This is a genomic window from Microbacterium paludicola (assembly GCF_039529675.1).
In the GTDB taxonomy this organism is placed as follows: domain Bacteria; phylum Actinomycetota; class Actinomycetes; order Actinomycetales; family Microbacteriaceae; genus Microbacterium; species Microbacterium paludicola.
The window spans coordinates 69,763-87,556 of sequence record NZ_BAAANG010000019.1 but is presented as its reverse complement, the minus strand read 5'-3'; the positions used below and the strand labels follow the sequence as shown (position 1 = coordinate 87,556).

Annotated in this window: 14 protein-coding genes; 6 read left to right on the top strand and 8 right to left on the bottom strand. The window is 69.9% G+C overall.

Annotated elements, in window-relative coordinates:
- Window positions 1-6: 6 nt before the first annotated feature.
- The 5 genes from dnaJ to lepA all read right to left on the bottom strand — a co-directional run bounded on the left by dnaJ (window position 7) and on the right by lepA (window position 6,258).
- Window positions 7-1,119: a molecular chaperone DnaJ gene (gene dnaJ, locus ABD161_RS10040; protein ID WP_344002123.1), complete on the bottom strand. Its 1,113-nt coding sequence runs from the start codon at window positions 1,117-1,119 to the stop codon at window positions 7-9.
- A gap of 85 nt (window positions 1,120-1,204) precedes the next feature.
- A complete protein-coding gene (hrcA, locus tag ABD161_RS10035) occupies window positions 1,205-2,245 on the bottom strand; it encodes a heat-inducible transcriptional repressor HrcA (RefSeq protein ID WP_344002120.1) in 1,041 nt (346 codons plus the stop codon).
- Between the two features lie 237 nt (window positions 2,246-2,482).
- On the bottom strand, window positions 2,483-3,700 hold the full coding sequence (hemW, locus tag ABD161_RS10030) for a radical SAM family heme chaperone HemW (protein WP_344002117.1): 1,218 nt from the start codon (window positions 3,698-3,700) through the stop codon (window positions 2,483-2,485).
- Between the two features lie 10 nt (window positions 3,701-3,710).
- The gene (locus ABD161_RS10025; protein WP_344002114.1) at window positions 3,711-4,364 is read right to left on the bottom strand and encodes a DUF1990 domain-containing protein; all 654 of its coding nucleotides are present in this window, start codon (window positions 4,362-4,364) and stop codon (window positions 3,711-3,713) included.
- Between the two features lie 31 nt (window positions 4,365-4,395).
- Window positions 4,396-6,258, bottom strand: coding sequence for a translation elongation factor 4 (lepA, locus tag ABD161_RS10020; protein WP_135113255.1), 1,863 nt, complete (start codon window positions 6,256-6,258; stop codon window positions 4,396-4,398).
- 265 nt (window positions 6,259-6,523) lie between these two features.
- On the opposite strand from lepA, the gene ABD161_RS10015 reads away from it, so the two are divergent.
- The 6 genes from ABD161_RS10015 to rpsT all read left to right on the top strand — a co-directional run bounded on the left by ABD161_RS10015 (window position 6,524) and on the right by rpsT (window position 13,554).
- The gene (locus ABD161_RS10015; protein ID WP_344002109.1) at window positions 6,524-7,495 is read left to right on the top strand and encodes an ABC transporter permease; all 972 of its coding nucleotides are present in this window, start codon (window positions 6,524-6,526) and stop codon (window positions 7,493-7,495) included.
- Window position 7,496: 1 nt separating this feature from the next.
- Complete coding sequence (locus ABD161_RS10010) at window positions 7,497-8,441, top strand: ABC transporter permease (RefSeq protein ID WP_344002107.1); 945 nt, start codon at window positions 7,497-7,499, stop codon at window positions 8,439-8,441.
- Window positions 8,438-10,525 (top strand): ABC transporter ATP-binding protein, encoded by a 2,088-nt coding sequence (locus tag ABD161_RS10005; RefSeq protein WP_135113259.1) that lies wholly within the window; start codon window positions 8,438-8,440, stop codon window positions 10,523-10,525. Before ABD161_RS10010 ends, ABD161_RS10005 begins: the two co-directional genes overlap by 4 nt.
- 80 nt (window positions 10,526-10,605) lie before the next feature.
- Complete coding sequence (locus ABD161_RS10000) at window positions 10,606-12,330, top strand: ABC transporter family substrate-binding protein (protein WP_135113261.1); 1,725 nt, start codon at window positions 10,606-10,608, stop codon at window positions 12,328-12,330.
- Window positions 12,331-12,420: 90 nt separating this feature from the next.
- On the top strand, window positions 12,421-13,176 hold the full coding sequence (locus tag ABD161_RS09995) for an alpha/beta fold hydrolase (protein ID WP_344002099.1): 756 nt from the start codon (window positions 12,421-12,423) through the stop codon (window positions 13,174-13,176).
- Window positions 13,177-13,293: 117 nt separating this feature from the next.
- On the top strand, window positions 13,294-13,554 hold the full coding sequence (gene rpsT / locus ABD161_RS09990) for a 30S ribosomal protein S20 (protein ID WP_135113265.1): 261 nt from the start codon (window positions 13,294-13,296) through the stop codon (window positions 13,552-13,554).
- Window positions 13,555-13,670: 116 nt separating this feature from the next.
- Here rpsT and holA read toward each other — a convergent pair whose 3' ends face one another.
- From holA to ABD161_RS09975, 3 genes are read right to left on the bottom strand one after another with little or no spacing between them, the layout of a single operon-like run.
- A complete protein-coding gene (holA, locus tag ABD161_RS09985; RefSeq protein ID WP_344002095.1) occupies window positions 13,671-14,714 on the bottom strand; it encodes a DNA polymerase III subunit delta in 1,044 nt (347 codons plus the stop codon).
- Between the two features lie 47 nt (window positions 14,715-14,761).
- Window positions 14,762-17,131 (bottom strand): ComEC/Rec2 family competence protein, encoded by a 2,370-nt coding sequence (locus ABD161_RS09980; protein WP_344002092.1) that lies wholly within the window; start codon window positions 17,129-17,131, stop codon window positions 14,762-14,764.
- Window positions 17,128-17,763: a helix-hairpin-helix domain-containing protein gene (locus ABD161_RS09975; protein WP_344002089.1), complete on the bottom strand. Its 636-nt coding sequence runs from the start codon at window positions 17,761-17,763 to the stop codon at window positions 17,128-17,130. The genes ABD161_RS09980 and ABD161_RS09975 overlap by 4 nt, the downstream gene beginning before the upstream one ends.
- Between the last annotated feature and the right edge of the window lie 31 nt (window positions 17,764-17,794).

Here is a 17,794-nt window from a genome sequence, read left to right as displayed (position 1 = left end):
GGCGGATCAGCCCTGCCGGAAGCGGTCGCGCAGCTTCGAGAACAGGCCCTGATGGAACTCCGCCAGTCGCGGCGCTGGCGCCTTTGTGCGCTTCGCGAGCTCCTCGACCAGCGCGCGCTCCTTGGCGTCGAGCCGCGTCGGGGTGACCACGTGCACGCCGACCCGCAGGTCGCCGCGCTGGCCCGAACGCAGCCCGGTGATGCCGCGGTCCTTGATGGTCAGCACGTCGCCGCCCTGCACGCCGGGGCGCAGTTCGAGGTCGACGGGCCCGTCGAGCGCCTCGATCGTCGTGGTCGAGCCCAGGATCGCGTCGGTCATCGAGACCTCGAGCGTCGCGAGCAGGTCGTCGCCGTCGCGGCTGAACACCGGGTGCGGCGTGACCTGCACCTCGATGTAGAGGTCGCCGTTCGGGCCGCCCGCGGGGCCGACCTCGCCCGAGCCGGGCAGCTGCAGCCGCAGGCCCGACTCGACGCCGGCGGGGATGTCGACCGACACGGTGCGACGCGAACGCACGCGGCCCTGACCGCCGCACGTCGGGCACGGGTGCGGGATCGTCGTGCCGTACCCCTGGCAGGCACCGCAGGGCTGGGAGGTGACGACGTTGCCGAGAAGGCTGCGCACCTGGCGCTGCACGTGACCGGAGCCGCCGCAGATCTCGCAGCGCTCGGGGCCGGTGCCGGGCTGGCAGCACGAGCCGTTGCACGTCTCGCACAGCACTGCCGTGTCGACCTCGAGGTCGCGGTGGGCGCCGAAGACGACGTCGCCGAGCTCGAGCGTGACGCGCACGAGCGCATCCTGGCCCCGCTCACGGCGGGAGCGCGGGCGACCACCGCGGCCGCCGCCTCCCGCGCCGAAGAAGGTCTCGAAGATGTCGCTGAAGCCGCCGAAGCCGCCCGCCCCGCCGAACATGCTGTCGTCGCCGCCCATGTCGTAGCGGCGACGCTTCTCGTCATCGCTCAGCACCTCGTAGGCGTGGGTGACGAGCTTGAACTTCTCGGCCGCGTCCTCGCTGGGATTCACGTCGGGGTGAAGCTGGCGCGCCAGCTTGCGATAGGCCTTCTTGATCTCGTCGGAGCTCGCCTCGCGCGACACTCCGAGCACCTCGTAGTGGTCAGCCACAGTCCGCCTCTCGGGGGTCGCGCACCCGCGCGGCCCCGCACTTTCGATGGATCGCGCTCGGGCGATCCCGGTTGATCGATGCCGCTTACCGGCGGTTCTCGTCCTCGTCGAGCAGCCTGGTGAGGTACCGCGCCACGGCGCGAGCCGCCGCCAGGTTGCTCGGGTAGTCCATCCGCGTGGGGCCCATCAGCCCCACGCGTGCCCGGCCGACGCCGGCGTCGTAGTCGCTGGTGATGACGGAGGCCTCCGTCAGCCCGAACGCGTCGTTCTCGCGTCCGATGCTGGCCGAGAGACCCTTCTCATCCGCCGCCATCTCCGACATCAGCCGCAGCAGGGTCACCTGCTCCTCGATCGCCTGGAGGAGCGGATGGATGCTGCCGCGGAAGTCCTGCTCGCGCTTGGCGAGCGTCGCCGCGCCGGCCATCACGAGGCGGTCCTGCCGGAACTCGTCGAGCTCCTCCCCGGCGACGGCGGCGATCGTGAGGAGCGCCTCGTCGAGCCGCGCGCGGTCGGCGGGCGCGGATGCGCGCAGCTCCTCGATCCGCTCGGAACCGGATCGCACCGAGCGTCCGGTGATGAGCGAAGCGAGCTGCGCGCGAAGCAGGGCCACATCCTGCTCGTCGACGCCGCTCGGGGTCGCCGTCAGCCGCTGCGACACGCGTCCCGTGTCGGTCACGATGATGACGAGCATCCGGAACTCGTCCAACCGCACGAGTTCGACGTGGGTCACGTTCGCCGAGGCGAACGACGGGTACTGGACGAGCGCGACCTGGCCGGTGAGCTGCGTGAGCAGGCGCACGGTGCGGGCCAGCAGGTCATCGAGGTCGGCCGGATCCTGCAGGAAGGTCGAGATCGCCGCGCGCTGCGCCGTGGAGAGCGGTCGCAGCTCGGCGAGGTGGTCGACGAAGACCCGGTAGCCCTTGTCGGTGGGCACCCGGCCGGACGAGGTGTGCGGAGCGGTGATCAGCTCCTCGTCCTCGAGCAGCGCCATGTCGTTGCGGATGGTCGCGGCCGACACCCCGAAGGCGTGGCGTTCGACGATCGACTTGCTGCCGACAGGTTCGTGCGTGTCGACGTAGTCCTGCACGATCGCGCGCAGGACCTGCAGTCCGCGGTCCGTGACCATGGGCACCTCCCCGTCGCGCTTGGCACTCACTCGTTCTGAGTGCCAATTCTAGCGAGGTTCGGCGTCGCGTCGCTGAGCAGGCGAGGCGAGTCGAAACGGCCTGGACTGCCCGGATCAGCAGTCGCCCAGACATTGCGCGTTTCGACTCCCTCGCTTCGCTCGGTCGCTCAACGACCGGAGGGTGCCATCACTCCGTTCCCTCGCTTCGCTCGGTCGCTCAACGACCGGAGGGTGCCATCACTCCGTGAGCGCGCGCACGACGGCGTCGGCGAGGAGACGCCCGCGCAGGGTGAGCACAACGCGCCCGCGGATGGCCGCCGCGCCATCCACGAGACCGTCGGCCACGAGTCCGGCGACATTGCGCCGGGCGTCGGCTCCGAGGGACTCGACAGCGAGCCCCTCGCGGATCCGGCTCTCGAGCAGCACACGCTCGAGCGCGCGGGCATCGGCGTCCGGTGTCTCGCGTCCGGCCGCGGGCGACTCGCCGAGCGCCAGGCGCTGGGCGTACGCGGCGGGATGCTTCACGTTCCACCAGCGCAGGCCGCCCACGTGGCTGTGCGCGCCCGGGCCGAACCCCCACCAGTCGGAGCTGCGCCAGTACGCGAGGTTGTGCCGCGAGCGGTGGCGCTCGCCGCGCGCCCAGTTGCTGACCTCGTACCACTCGAAGCCCGCGGCGCCCAGCTTCGCGTCGGCCAGCTCGTACATGTCGGCCTGCAGATCGTCGTCCGGCGCGGGCACCTCACCGCGCTTGATCTGGCGGGCGAGCTTCGTGCCGTCCTCGATGATCAGCGCGTAGGCCGAGATGTGGTCGGACTCGAGCGCGAGGGCGGCGTCCAGCGAGGCCTCCCAGTCGGCGAGGGTCTCCCCCGGCGCGCCGTAGATGAGGTCGACGCTGACGTCCAGCCCCGCGTCCCGCGCGTCGTCCACCGCCGTGCGCACGTTCGACGGCGTGTGCGTGCGATCGAGCGCCGCGAGCACATGCGGCACCGACGACTGCATCCCGATCGACATGCGGTTCACACCGGATGCCGCGAGCTCGCGCACGACGGCGGGTGTCACCGTGTCGGGGTTCGCCTCCACCGTGACCTCGGCGCCGTCCGCGAGGCCGAACGCGTCGCGCACGCCGTCGAGCATCCGCCCCAGATCGCCCGCGGGCAGCAGGGTCGGCGTGCCGCCGCCGAAGAACACGGTGCGCGCCGGGCGCAGCGCGCCCGCGTCCGCCAGCACCTCGCGGCCGAGCGCGATCTCGCGCAGCAGCGTGTCGGCGTACTCGTCCTGGCGCGCCCCGCGCAGCTCGCTCGACGTGTACGTGTTGAAGTCGCAGTAACCGCAGCGCACGCGGCAGAACGGCACGTGCAGATACACGCCGAAGTCGACATCCGGATCGATCAGGATCCCGTCGGGCAGGCGTCCGTCGGCCGGGGCCGGATCGCCGAGGGGCAGCGGGCCGGCCATCAGCGGCCCGTCACGAACCCGGCGTGGCGAACAGCGGGGAGATCGCGCGCAGGTACCCGGCGAACAGCGCCCGGCGGCGACGGCGCACGAAGCCCTTGAACATCCGGTACAGCAGCCCCACGCCGCGGTCGAACGCCTTCACTGTGCACCACACCTCATCGTTGTCGCGCCACTCGACCATAAACGACTCCTCGCCGCTGACCATCGACCCGCCGACGGTGCCGAGGGCGAAGCCGACGCGGCGCGCCTCCTCGATCACGAAGATGACCCGCAGCTCGGCGTCGGCGCGCATCCCGTTGACGCGGCCGTGCACGCGAAGCGTCGTTCCGGGGCCCGCGTACGGAGTGCCCTCGGCGTCGTAGCGCTGGTCGCTCTCGAGCTTGGAGGGAGCCACCGGGTTGCCCTCGCCGTCGAAGCTCACTCCCGAATAGGCCGGTCCCGGCGCCGGGCGCACGTCCGTGACCTTCAGGCCCGCGCCCTTCAGCGCACCCCACGACAGCAGGGCGTCGCCCGCCGTGCGGAAACGCTCCTCGCCGCTGCCGATGCGCCACGAATCCGCAGCCGGGATGCTGTGCTCCGGCGGGTACTGGAGCAGGTCGTTCGCCTGGGTGGCGCCGACGGCCGCATAGTCGACCGTCTCGTCCTGGAAGGTGCCGCGACGCATGTGATCCACCCTACGTGCCGAGCCTGAGCGGCTACTTCGCCTTCGCCTCGACGTCGCCCGACAGCGCCGCGATGAACGCGTTCTGGGGCACCTCGACGCGACCGATGGTCTTCATGCGCTTCTTGCCCTCCTTCTGCTTCTCGAGCAGCTTGCGCTTGCGGCTGATGTCACCGCCGTAGCACTTGGCGAGCACGTCCTTGCGCATCGCGCGGATGTTCTCGCGCGCGATGATCCGCGCGCCGATCGCCGCCTGGATGGGCACCTCGAACTGCTGGCGAGGGATGAGCTTGCGCAGGCGCTCGGTCATCGTCGTGCCGTACGCGTAGGCCTTCTCACGGTGGACGATCGCGCTGAACGCGTCGACGCGGTCGCCCTGCAGCAGGATGTCGACCTTCACGAGGTCGGCCTCCTGTCGGCCGGCGGGCTCGTAGTCGAGGCTCGCGTAGCCCTGCGTGCGGCTCTTGAGCTGGTCGAAGAAGTCGAACACGATCTCGCCGAGCGGCATCGTGTACTTCAGCTCGACGCGCTCCTCCGAGAGGTAGTCCATGCCGAGCAGCGTGCCGCGACGCGTCTGGCAGAGGTCCATGATCGTGCCGACGTAGTCCTTCGGCGCGAGGATCGAGGCCTTCACGATGGGCTCGGTGACGGCGTTGATCTTGCCGTCGGGGTACTCGCTCGGGTTGGTGACGACGATCGTCTCGCCCGTCTCGGTCGTGACCTCGTAGATCACGCTCGGAGCGGTGGTGATCAGGTCGAGGCCGAACTCGCGCTCGAGGCGCTCGGTGATGATCTCGAGGTGAAGCAGGCCGAGGAACCCGCAGCGGAAGCCGAAGCCCAGCGCGACCGAGGTCTCGGGCTCGTACGCGAGCGAGGCATCCGACAGCTTCAGCTTGTCGAGGGCGTCGCGCAGATCCGGGTAGTCACTCGCGTCGATCGGATACAGACCCGAGTACACCATCGGCTTCGGATCGACGTAGCCGGCCAGAGCGTCGCTCGCGGGCGTGCGCGCGTTCGTGACGGTGTCGCCGACCTTCGACTGGCGCACGTCCTTCACACCCGTGATGAGGTAGCCCACCTCGCCCACGCCGAGGCCCTTCGACGGCACCGGCTCGGGCGCCGACACGCCGATCTCCAGAAGCTCATGCGTCGCCTTGGTCGACATCATCTGCACGCGCTCGCGCGGCGACAGCGATCCGTCGATCATTCGCACGTAGGTGATGACGCCGCGGTACGCGTCGTACACGGAGTCGAAGATCATTGCGCGGGCCGGCGCATCGGCGTCGCCCTTCGGGGCCGGGATCTCGCGCACGAGGCGGTCGAGCAGCTCCTCGACGCCCTGCCCGGTCTTGCCGGACACGCGCAGCACGTCGTCGGGGCTGCCGCCGATCAGGTCGGCGAGCTCCTTGGCGAAGCGATCGGGATCGGCCGCGGGAAGGTCGATCTTGTTCAGCACCGGGATGATCGTCAGATCGTTCTCGAGCGCGAGGTACAGGTTCGCGAGCGTCTGGGCCTCGATGCCCTGTGCCGCATCGACGAGCAGGATGGCGCCCTCGCAGGCAGCAAGCGAGCGCGAGACCTCGTAGGTGAAGTCGACGTGACCCGGGGTGTCGATCATGTTCAGCGCGACCGTCACGTCCGGTCCCTGAGCCTGCCGAAGGGTCCACGGCATGCGCACCGCCTGCGACTTGATCGTGATGCCGCGCTCGCGCTCGATGTCCATCCGGTCGAGGTACTGCGCCCGCATGTCCCGGTCGGAGACCACGCCGGTGATCTGCAGCATTCGGTCGGCCAGGGTGGACTTGCCGTGGTCGATGTGGGCGATGATGCAGAAGTTGCGGATGCGCTCGGGGGGCGTCGCGGCGGGCTCGAGCGGAGTAGAGGCGCGGGGTGACATGTCCGTTCGATTCTACGGTCCCCCTCCCGCTTCTCCTTCCCGCCTCTCCCATGGGGCAGAACGCCCACTTGCGATACACCCGCGCCTGCGTGCACCATGCAGGTTGCACGGCGATAGCGCTTGTGTTGCATGTTTTTCACGGCGAGAGCACAGATAGGTAACGCTTTTCGCACCGGTGAGTGCCTTCGATGGTGAGGGCGCAGCCGCGGGGTAGAGTCCCGGTCAACGTCTGTTACGAAAGAAGTCCTACGCCTTGATCCGTTTTATGCTGCGCCGCACTGCGGGCTGGCTGCTGATGATCGTGGCGGTGACCAATCTGACGTACTTCCTCGCCTGGGGTTATCTCGACCCTCGCGCGAACTACGTCGGCCGCCGCCCTCCCCTGACCGAAGAGCAGATCGTCGGTCTGCTGCGCCCGCGCAATCTCGACGACAAGATCCCGCTCATCGAGCGCTGGTGGGGCTGGTTCAGCGGCATCCTGCTGCGCTGGGACTGGGGCGTCAGCCCCGTCGGGCAATCGGTCAACGAGCAGGTCGCCTACCGCATGTGGGTATCCGCCGAGCTGATGCTCGGCGCGACGATCCTGCTGACGCTCGTCGGCATCGGCCTCGGCGTGTACACCGCCTCGCGTCAGTACAAGACCGCGGATCGCGTCTGGCAGGGCGTCTCGATCGTCACGATGAACATCCCCGTCGTCGTCGGTGCGCTCGCCATCGTGCTGCTGGCGATCGCCCTCAACGACGCGGTCGGCACCCGCATCTTCTACGTGACCGGAGCCGCGTCGCTCGGGGTCAGTGGTTTCTTCCCCGTGCTCCTCGACACGCTGCAGCATCTCGTTCTTCCCACGCTCGCGCTCGTGCTCACGGGGTACGCGCAGTACCACTTCCTGCAGCGCTCGCTGCTTCTGGACAACATCAAGACCGACTACGTGCGCATGGCACGGGCGAAGGGCCTGACGAAGTCGCAGGCCGTCCGCCGGCACGCTCTCCGCACCTCGCTGATCCCCGTCGCGACCCAGGTGGCGTTCTCGATCCCCGCGATCTTCACCGGCGCGATCCTGACCGAGCGGATCTTCGCGTGGGAGGGCATGGGCAAGTACTTCCTCGACACGATCACGAACAACGACATTCACGGTGTCGTCGCCGTCGCGGCCTTTAGCGCCGTGTTCACGGCGGTCGGCGCGGTGCTCTCCGATGTCGCCGTCGTGGTCCTCGATCCTCGAGTGCGGGTGAGCTGACATGAGCGTGACGAACAGTCTGATCGATCCCCTCGAGCACGGCGACAACCCGCCGCCGTCCGACACCGAGCTGCGCGCGCCGGGCCGCAAGCGCATGTCGAAGTGGGAGCTCTACGGCCGCCGCTTCGCGCGCAACCGCGGCGCCCTCGTCGGCCTGGTCATCTTCGCCGTGCTCGTGCTGTTCGCGGTCATCGGACCGCTGTTCCAGCAGTACGACCACATCGAGCTCGACTTCCTGTCGCTCAGCGACCCGCCCAGCGCCGAGCACTGGTTCGGCACCAACGGCTCGGGCAACGACGTGTACGCGATGGTCGTCGTGGGCCTGCAGCGGTCGCTCATGATCGCCCTGGTCGTCTCGATCGGCACGACCGTCCTGTCGGCCGTGATCGGCGCGGCGGCCGCGTACTTCCGCGGCACGGTCGAGCGCGTCACGCTGCTCATCATCCACTTCCTCATGGTCACGCCGACGTTCCTGATCCTCGCGATGATCTCGAACGACGCCGGCGGCGACTGGCGCGTGATCTCGCTCGTCATGATCCTCACGGGCTGGTTCTTCTCCGCCCGGGTGATCTGGACCCTGTCGCTGTCCATCCGCGAGCGCGAGTACGTGCAGGCGGCGCGCTACATGGGCGTCAAGGGCTTCACGATCGTGCTGCGCCACATGCTGCCGAACATCGGGTCGCTGCTCGTGATCAACTTCACGCTCGGCGTGGTCACGGCCGTGCTGACCGAGACCGGCCTGTCGTTCATCGGCTTCGGCGTGAAGCTGCCGGACGTCTCGCTCGGCTCGCTGATCGGCATCGGCGCGAACAGCGTCTCGAGCGCACCGTGGCTGTTTTATTTCCCGGCCGGCGCCCTGACGCTGCTGACCGTCTCGATGGCGCTCGTCGCCGACGGCCTGCGCGACGCGCTCGACCCGACCTCGGCGGCGGGAGGCCGCGCATGACAATCGCAGACACCACACTCCCGAGCGCCACGTCCAAGCCGGTGCTGACCGTCCGTGACCTCACCGTGAGCTTCCCGTCGGAGGCCGGTCGCGTCGACGCCGTGCGCGGCGTCTCCTTCGACCTGCTCCCCGGGCGCACTCTCGGCATCGTCGGCGAGTCCGGATCCGGCAAGTCGGTGACGTCGCTCGCCGTCATGGGCCTGCTCGACGACAATGCGCGCATCGGCGGATCGATCCAGTTCGACGGCGAGGAGCTGCTCGGCAAGAGCGACGCCCAGCTGTCGAAGCTGCGCGGCAACGGCATCGCCATGATCTTCCAGGACCCGCTGACCTCGCTGACGCCCGTCTTCACGATCGGCGACCAGATCATCGAGGCCCTCACCGTGCACGACGGTCGCATGTCGCGCCAGGCGGCGACGGCGCGCGCCATCGAGCTGCTGCGCCTCGTGGGGATCCCGAACCCCGAGAACCGCCTGAAGGCGTTCCCGCACGAGTTCTCCGGCGGAATGCGTCAGCGCGTCGTCATCGCGATCGCGATGGCGAACCGCCCGAAGCTGATCATCGCGGATGAGCCGACAACGGCCCTCGACGTGACGATCCAGGCGCAGATCCTCGAGCTGATCAAGACCGCGCAGCGCGAGACCGGAGCCGCGGTGATCATGATCACTCACGACATGGGTGTCGTCGCCAACATCGCCGACGACGTGCTCGTGATGTACGCAGGCAAGCCCATCGAGCAGTCCCCCGTCGACGAGCTGTTCGCCGACACCCGCATGCCGTACTCGATCGGTCTGCTGGGCGCGATCCCGCGCGTGGACAAGGCCGAGAAGCAGCCGCTGGTGCCGATCAAGGGCAACCCGCCGCTGCTCGTGAATCTGCCCGACGCCTGCCCGTTCGCCGACCGGTGCCCGATCGCCGTGGACGCGTGTCGCAGGAAGGAGCCCGAGCTGCTTCCCGTCGGCGGCAAGGAAGACCACCGGGCGGCATGCATCCGGGCAGAGGAGATCCGCGCCGGCTTCATCGACGGCCACCCCGTCTACCCCGTGCCGGAGATCCCCACCTCCGAGCTCGTGCGCACGCCCCGCGAGGAGCGTCCGGCCACACTCGAGGTCGAGAACCTCTCGAAGACCTTCCCGCTCACGCGCGGAGCCTTCTTCAAGCGCAGGATCGGCGACGTGCATGCCGTCAAGAACGTCTCCTTCGACGTCCGCGAGGGCGAGTGCATGGCGATCGTCGGCGAGTCGGGCTCCGGCAAGACGACGACGCTGCTGCAGATCATGGACCTCGCCGCCCAGCAGGACGGCGACATCCGCATCAACGGCGTCAGCGTCGCCGATGTGAAGTCGGGCCGCGCCGAGCGCGATCTGCGCCGCGACATCCAGATCGTCTTCCAGGATCCGATGGGCGCACTCGACCCCCGCATGACGGTCTTCGATATCATCGCCGAGCCGCTGCGCACCATCGGCGAGCCGAAGAGCCGCATCGAGTCGCGTGTCGACGAGCTCATGGACCTCGTGGGCCTGAACCCGGCGCACAGCGACCGGTTCCCCACCGCCTTCTCGGGCGGTCAGCGACAGCGCATCGGCATCGCGCGTGCGCTCGCGACGAATCCCAAGGTCGTCGTGCTGGACGAGCCGGTGTCGGCGCTCGACGTCTCCATCCAGGCGGGCGTCATCAATCTTCTCGACGAGCTCAAGGTCAGACTCGGGCTCTCGTATCTGTTCGTCGCGCACGACCTGTCGGTCGTGCGTCACATCGCCGATCGTGTCGCGGTGATGTACCTCGGAAGCTTCGTCGAGCACGGCGACGTGGATGAGGTGTTCGACAACCCGCAGCATCCGTACACGCAGGCGCTGCTGTCGGCGATCCCCGTTCCCGATCCTCAGAAGGAACGGACCCGTGAGCGCATCGTGCTCACGGGCGATCTGCCGAGCCCGACCGAGCAGCCGAAGGGCTGCCCGTTCGTCAGCCGCTGCCCGCTGTACAAGACGCTCGGAGACGCGGAGCGAACCCGGTGCGAGACAGAGGTTCCGCCTCTCACCGGTCGCGAGGGGGTCCACGTGAACGCCTGCCACTACCGCTGACGTCCCACACTGCCCGACTCACAACTCAACAGTCCCCACCATTCCAGTGACGCCCACCGGGCGTCGAAAGGAGCACCAGAATGAAGCTGCAGCACAAGCTGCTGGGCGTCGTCGCCACTGGCGGCGCGCTCGCTCTGACCCTCGCCGGCTGCGCCGGCGGCGGCAACGGCAACGGCAACGACGGAGCCGGCGAAGAGGCGCCGCAGACGATCGAGGGGGCGGACTACAACCCGCAGCCGCGCGAGAACCTCGAGCAGGGCGGCGAGGTGGTCTTCCCGATCTCCGAGATCACCCCGCAGATGAACGTGAACCACTCGGACGGCTCGGTCGACACGGCGACGATCTGGGAGTGGTACAACCCCCAGACGATCCTGATGTCTCCCGAGGGCGAGGCATCGGCCAACCCCAACTACCTCACCGGCTGGGAGGCCGAGGAGGTCGACGGCAAGACGGTCGTGACGTTCACCATCAACCCCGAGGCGAAGTTCAACGACGGCACGCCGTTCACGTGGGAGTCGTACAAGGTCACGTGGGAGGCGAACCGCTCGTCCGAGGAGGGCTACCTCCCCAACTCGACCGATGGCTACTCGCTGATCGAGTCGGTCGAGCAGGGCGACGACGAGTACCAGGCCGTCGTCACGTTCTCGCAGGTCTACCCCTGGTGGCAGGGCCTGTTCTGGCACCCGCTGCACCCCGCTGTGAACAGCCCCGAGCTCTTCAACGAGGGCTACCTCGAGGAGCCGAACGCCGACTGGGGTGCCGGCCCCTACAAGATCGAGGAGTTCGACAAGAACGGCGGGACCATCTCGTTCGTGCCGAACGAGAACTGGTGGGGCGACGAGCCGCTGCTCGACAAGGTCACGTTCCGCGTGCTCGAGCCGGTCGCAGCCGTCAACGCCTTCCAGAACGGCGAGACGAACTACGTCGACAACCTCTCGGCCGACAACCTCGAGCAGCTCAAGGACGTCGAGGGTGCGGTCACCTACCGCGCCCAGCGCACGGCCACGAACCTGCTTCAGATCAACGCCGAGCGCGAGCAGTTCGCCGATCTCGAGGTCCGCGAGGCGATGTTCAAGGCGATCGACCGCGAGCAGATCAAGGAGGTCGTCTGGGACGGCCTCGGTTACACCGAGGAGCCCGTCGGCTCGCTGAACCTGTTCCCGTTCCAGGAGGGCTACGTCGACGCCCTTTCCGAGGCCGGGTACGAGTTCAACGTCGAGGACGCGAACGCGATCCTGGACGAGGCCGGATGGACGCTGAACGGCGACGTCCGCGAGAAGGACGGCGTCCAGCTCGCCGGCCGCCTCCCGATCTTCGGCGACGACCCGATCACGCAGGCGCGCGCCCAGGTCATCCAGTCGCAGCTCGCCGAGATCGGCGTTCAGGTCGAGATCGACGTTCGCCCGGCGAGCGACTTCTCGACCGTCCTGACGACGAAGGACTGGGATCTCGTTCTGCTCGGCTTCTCGTCGAGTGACCCGTACGGCGTGGCGTACATGTGCCAGCTGTACTGCTCGGACAGCGGCCTGAACCTGTCGGCCACCGGCACGCCGGAGATCGACGAGCGCATCAAGAACGAGGTGTCGGCCCTGCCGACCGCCGAGGAGCAGACCGAGGCGGGTCTCGCGCTCGAGGCCGAGATCATCGCCGAGACGTGGGGCATCCTGCCGCTGTACATGGGCCCCTGGATCTCGATGGCCTCGGAGGGTCTGGCGAACCTCACGCCGGAGACCTACACGGGTCTTGACCTGTTCGGCCTGTCGCCGGTGGAGAACGTCGGCTGGGAGAAGGGCGCGGCGGAGTAAATTCCGTTCGCCTGATCTGAACTGATCGATCCGCTTCGGGGTCGGTGGCTGAGGCCACCGGCCCCGAAGTCGTTTCGGTAGCGTGGGCGCATGTCGGTGCAGGTCATCCTCGTGCACGGCATCCGCACGTCCGCGACGATGTGGCGCACGCAGGTCGCGCACCTCGAGCAACGCGGGATCGGAGCGCACGCGATCGACCTGCCCGGGCACGGCGCCCGCATCGACGAGACCTTCACACTCGAGGGAGCAATGGCTGCAATCGACGCCGCGGTGCGCTCCGCCGCCGCGATCGGACCCGTCCTCCTCGTCGGCCACTCGATGGGCGGACTCATCGCGACCGAGTACGTCGGCGCGGCGGACCCACCGCCTGTGGCCGGCCTCGTCGCGGCGTCGGCAACCGCGATCCCCCGCGGGCTCGGGCTGCACGCCTACCGGACGCTGATGCGCGGGTTCAACGCGCTGCCCGGCCGCGGGCTGATCCTGACGCGTGCAATGCTGCGGGCCACGCTCCCCGACGACACCCGCACCGACTTCGGCGCGGGCGGCTACGCCTTCGGCGCGCAGGACGCGGCGCTGCGCAGCCTCTCCGTGCTCGATCTGGCGGCGGCGCTGCGGCGCATCCGTGTGCCGGTGTGGTTCGTGAACGGCCAGTGGGATCAGCTACGGCTGCACGAGAAGGTCTTCGCGAGCATGGTGCCCGACTCCGAGCTCATCGTGGTGCCCCGGACGACGCACCTGGTCACCGCCATGCGGCCCGCCGTGTTCAATCTCGTGCTGGATCTGGCCGTCGCCACCGTGGAGGCGCGCGCTGACAGGGCGTCCGCGGGCGCGGCGGGCAGCACCTGACCTGCTAGACTTGGTCCTTGGCTTGCGTGTGGGTCCCACCCCACACCCGTCGAGCGACATCCCTCTACTGTCAATCGACATCGTCCGCACAACCTCTGAACGAAAGTCTTTCGACACGTGGCAAACATCAAGTCGCAGATCAAGCGCATCAAGACCAACGAGAAGGCGCGCGAGCGCAACAAGGCCGTCAAGAGCGAGCTGAAGTCCTTCGTCCGCCGCACCCGCGACGCCATCGCCTCCGGCGACAAGGCCGCCGCCGAGGCCGCGTTCGTCAAGGCCGCCAAGAAGCTCGACAAGGCCGCCAGCAAGGGCGTCATCCACAAGAACCAGGCCGCGAACCGCAAGTCGGCTCTCGCGTCCAAGGTCGCCTCGCTCTGAGCTGACTCTTCTCGAAGAACCCGTCCCCGCTGGGGGCGGGTTCTTTGCTTTGCGCGTGAACGCCGCGGGTTGCGACTGCGAGCAGGGAACAGACGCGGCGCTGGACGGCGCGCGGATCACTCCCCGAACGGGCGGCGGGTGGCGATGACGGAGATCATCCGCTCGAGCGCGAACACCGGATCGCGCGACGCGCCCTTGACCTCGGCGTCGGCACGCGCCGCGGCCTGGATCGCGAGCCCAAGCGTCGCCTGCGTCCAGCCTGCCTGCAGGTCGCGGCGGGCGCGATCCACCTGCCAGTCCTTCATCCCGAGGCGCGCTGCGAGAGCGCGGGCCGGCTCGCGCGATCCGGCGACCTTCGCCATCGTGCGCAGCTTCATCGCGAACGCGGCCACGATCGGCACGGGATCGGCGCCCGACGCGAGGGCGTGGCGCAGGCCGACGAGCGCCTCGCCGTAGCGGCCGGCGATGGCCGTGTCGGCCACCGCGAACGCATTGGTCTCGACGCGCCCTCCGTAGTAGCGCGTGACGATGTCCTCGGTGATGTCGCCGTCGACGTCCGAGATCAGCTGCTGGCACGCGGCGGCGAGCTCGGTGAGGTCGTCGGCGAACGCAGACAGCAGCGCCTGGAGCGCGCGGGGCGCGATCCGGCGCCCCACCGCCTTGAACTCGCCCGCGGCGAAGTCGTGCCGGTCGGCGTCGCGCTTGACGGCGGGGCACGGCACCTCCGCTCCCCCGCCGACGCCGGCGCGGATCGCATCGAGCAGCTTCTTGCCGCGCACTGTCGCGCCCGTATGACGCAGGACGACGGTCGCACCCTCCTGCGGGTGCTCGATGTAAGAGAGCGCCTCGGTGAGGAAGGCGTCGCTGCACTTCTCGACTCCCGAGACGCGCACGAGGCGGGGCTCGCCGAACAGAGACGGGGCCGACACGGCGAGCAGGGTGCCTGCCGTGTAGTCGTCGGCGCGGATGTCGGCGATCTCGACCGCCGGGTCCTCGGCCTTCAGGTAATCGCGCACACCGGCGATCGCGCGCTCGGCGCAGACCTCCTCGGGGCCCGACACGAGGACGATCGGCGCGGGGCGCGGGCTGCGCCACGACAGCTGAGGGATGGATGCCTTGGCCCCGCGCGCCGGAGACTTCGAAGCGGGTGCGGGAGCCATGCAGCCAGCCTACCGGCGGCCACCGACGCGACGCCGTGTGGCCCGGGTCACGGTGGCCGCTCCCGCCAGACGGAGACGCCGTCCGGCGTCGGGGAGACGAGGAGGAGCCCCTCGCGGTCGGTGCGCCCGATCACCGTGCCGAGGGACGTGAGCGTGTTGAGGATCTCTTCGCGCGGGTGCCCGTAGTCGTTGTCGGCGCCGACGGTGATGAGTCCCACGCTCGCCTCGATCTCCTCGTACAGCGCCCCGAGCTGATCCGCGCTTCCGTGGTGCGCGACCTTCACGACCTGATACGGACCGGCGATCCGCGCGGTGCCGAGCATCGCGGCCTGCGCCGAAGTGCCGAGATCGCCGAGCAGGATGGTGCGCGGCAGGTCGGGCCCTTCGATCTCGATGACGACGCTGGAGTCGTTGCCGGGTTCGAACGCCCGCGACTCGGCACGAGGCCAGAGCACCGTCCAGCGGGATTCACCGAGCACCCCCGTCATCCCGACGGTCGCCTGGACGCGCTGCGCGGCGCCGAGCCCGTCAAGGGCCCACTCGTCCTCGGGGCCGCCGAGGGGGCCGTGCAGCACCGTCGTCACCCGATCGCGGAGCGCCGCGGCCCCGCCGACGTGGTCGATGTCGAAGTGGCTGAGCACGAGCAGATCGACGCGGTCGATGCCGAGCCGCGACAGGCAGGCGGCAAGGGGCTCGGGGTCGGGCCCCATGTCGACGACGGCCACGGCTCCGCCCGACCGCAGGACGAGCCCATCCCCCTGCCCCACCTCGCACACCGCGATCGCCCAGTCGCGCGGCACCGTGAGAGGTCCCGCGACAACGCCGCTCAGCGCGCTGGCGCCGGTCGAGACGCCCACCGCCACCGCCAGCAGCGTCGCCGCGGCCGCACGCAGCCGCCGATCGGCGAGACCGGCCCGGCCCGCACGGGCGATCATCACGCCCGCGGCAGCGCCGAGCAGCGCGAGCAGAAGCGCACCGGCGAGGCCGGGCACCCAGGCGAGCTGCCCGCCCGGCATGGCTGCGAGGGTCTGAGCGGTGGCGGCGATCCACGCCGACGGGATCCACGCGATCGCCGCCAGACCATCGGCGAGCACCGGGATGGGCGCGGCGAGGCACGCCGCGAGACCGACGATCGTCACGATCGGCGCTGCGGGACCGGCGAGCAGGTTGGCCACGACACCGTAGAGCGGAACCTCGGGCGCCAGCAGCACCAGCACCGGTCCGCAGGCGAGCTGCGCGGCCAGTGGCACGCTCAGGGCGGCGGCGAGCGGCAGCGGGAGCCACCGCGAGAGGCCGCGCGCGATGGGACGTGCGAGCAGCAGCAGCGACCCGGTGGCGACGACCGACAGGGCGAAACCATAACTCGTCGCGAGCCAGGGGTCGCCGATCAGCAGCACCGTCGCCGCGAGCGACAGAAGCGAGATGCCCGCGCCCACCCGCCCCAGCGCCAGCGCGAGCAGCGCGATCATCGCCATGGTCCCGGCACGGATGACGCTCGGCTCGGGCGTCACGAGCACGACGAAGCCACCGAGTGCCGCGGCGGCGAGCCCGATCCGCGCACCGCGGGAGGCACCACACAACGCCGCCGCGCCGAACGCGATGCCGACCACGAGTGCGCAGTTCGCGCCACTGACCGCCGTGAGGTGGCTCAGCGACGTCGCCTTCATCTGTGCGTCGAGCTCATCCGTCACCGCCCGTGTGTCGCCGACGGCAAGGCCCGGAAGCAGCATCGAGCCTGGCGCGGGGAGGGCCGTCGCCCGCTCGACGAACACGTCGCGCAGCGACGCGGCCGCGTCGAGCGGCCCGAACGGCCCGCGGATGACGTCCACCCCGCGCGCGAAGACGACCAGCGCCGCACGGTCTCCCCCGTCTCCCGCCTGGGCCGTGCCGCTCACGATCACGGCCGAGCCGAGGTCCAGCCGCTGCCCCTCGACCGCCTCTGCCGACACGCTGACCGTGACCGGCACGGTGCCGACGAGCTCCTGCTCCCCACGACTCAGGCGCTGTGCCTCGCCGTCGAACCACAGCGCCTCGCCGTGCAGCTCGACCTTCGACGTCACGTCGACGCTGAGCTCCACGGAGCGGCCACCGGTGACCGCGAACTCGACCGCTGCACTGCGCGCGGGCAGAGCGGCGGCCACGTGGGTGGCGACCGCTCCGGAGGCCGCGCACGCGAGCAGCACGACGGCGGCAAGGGTGCGCCGCCGCGCCGGCAGCCACCGCCACACGGCGAGGCCGGCGACCGTCATCACCCAGGCGGCGACCGCCACGGGAGCGGCCGCCGGCGGCGCGAGCACGACCAGGAGGGCAGTCGCCCACGCGGCGATCACGATCGGCAGCAGTCGCAGATCGGCCGAGCGGAGCACCTCCTCCTGTTCGACGCGCGCGTCCTGCACGACGGGCGCGACGAGCGTCATCCGACCCTCACGTGGGGGCGCAGCGACTCGAGCATCTTCTCGCCGATGCCCGGCACCGCGAGGAGATCCTCGACGGCGGCGAACCGTCCGTTCGCGTCCCGCCACTCGATGATGCGCTGGGCCAGAGCCGGGCCGATCCGGGGCAGCTCCTCCAGTGCGGCGGAGTCGGCGGTGTTCAGGTCGATGGGGGCCTCGCCGCCGGCTCCTCCGCCCGCCGCCGCGGCAGGCGGAGGGGCGGCCCCCTGCTCGGGCACGACGAGCTGCTCGCCGTCGGCCACGACGCGCGCGAGGTTCACGGAGGTCCGGTCGGCCTTCTCCCCGAAGCCGCCGGCGGACGCGATCGCGTCGACCACGCGCGATCCTGCGGGCAGGACGTACAGCCCCGGCGCGCGCACCTGCCCGTCGACGTGCACGTATACACGTCCCGCGGCCACGGTCGCTCCGGGAGTCGGGGTGGCGGCCGTCACCTGCTCGGTGGGCGTCGTGGCGCCGCGCCACACGCCGATGCCGATCGTGATCGCCAGCGCTCCGAGCACGAGCAGCACGACCGCGCCGAGACCGAGCCTCACCCGGCGCGGCGGCGCCGCGATCTCCGGGATCGGCTCGGCACGTGTCCCCTCGCCGCCCGCCACATCGCCAGGCTATGAACGCCGCGATGAGCGA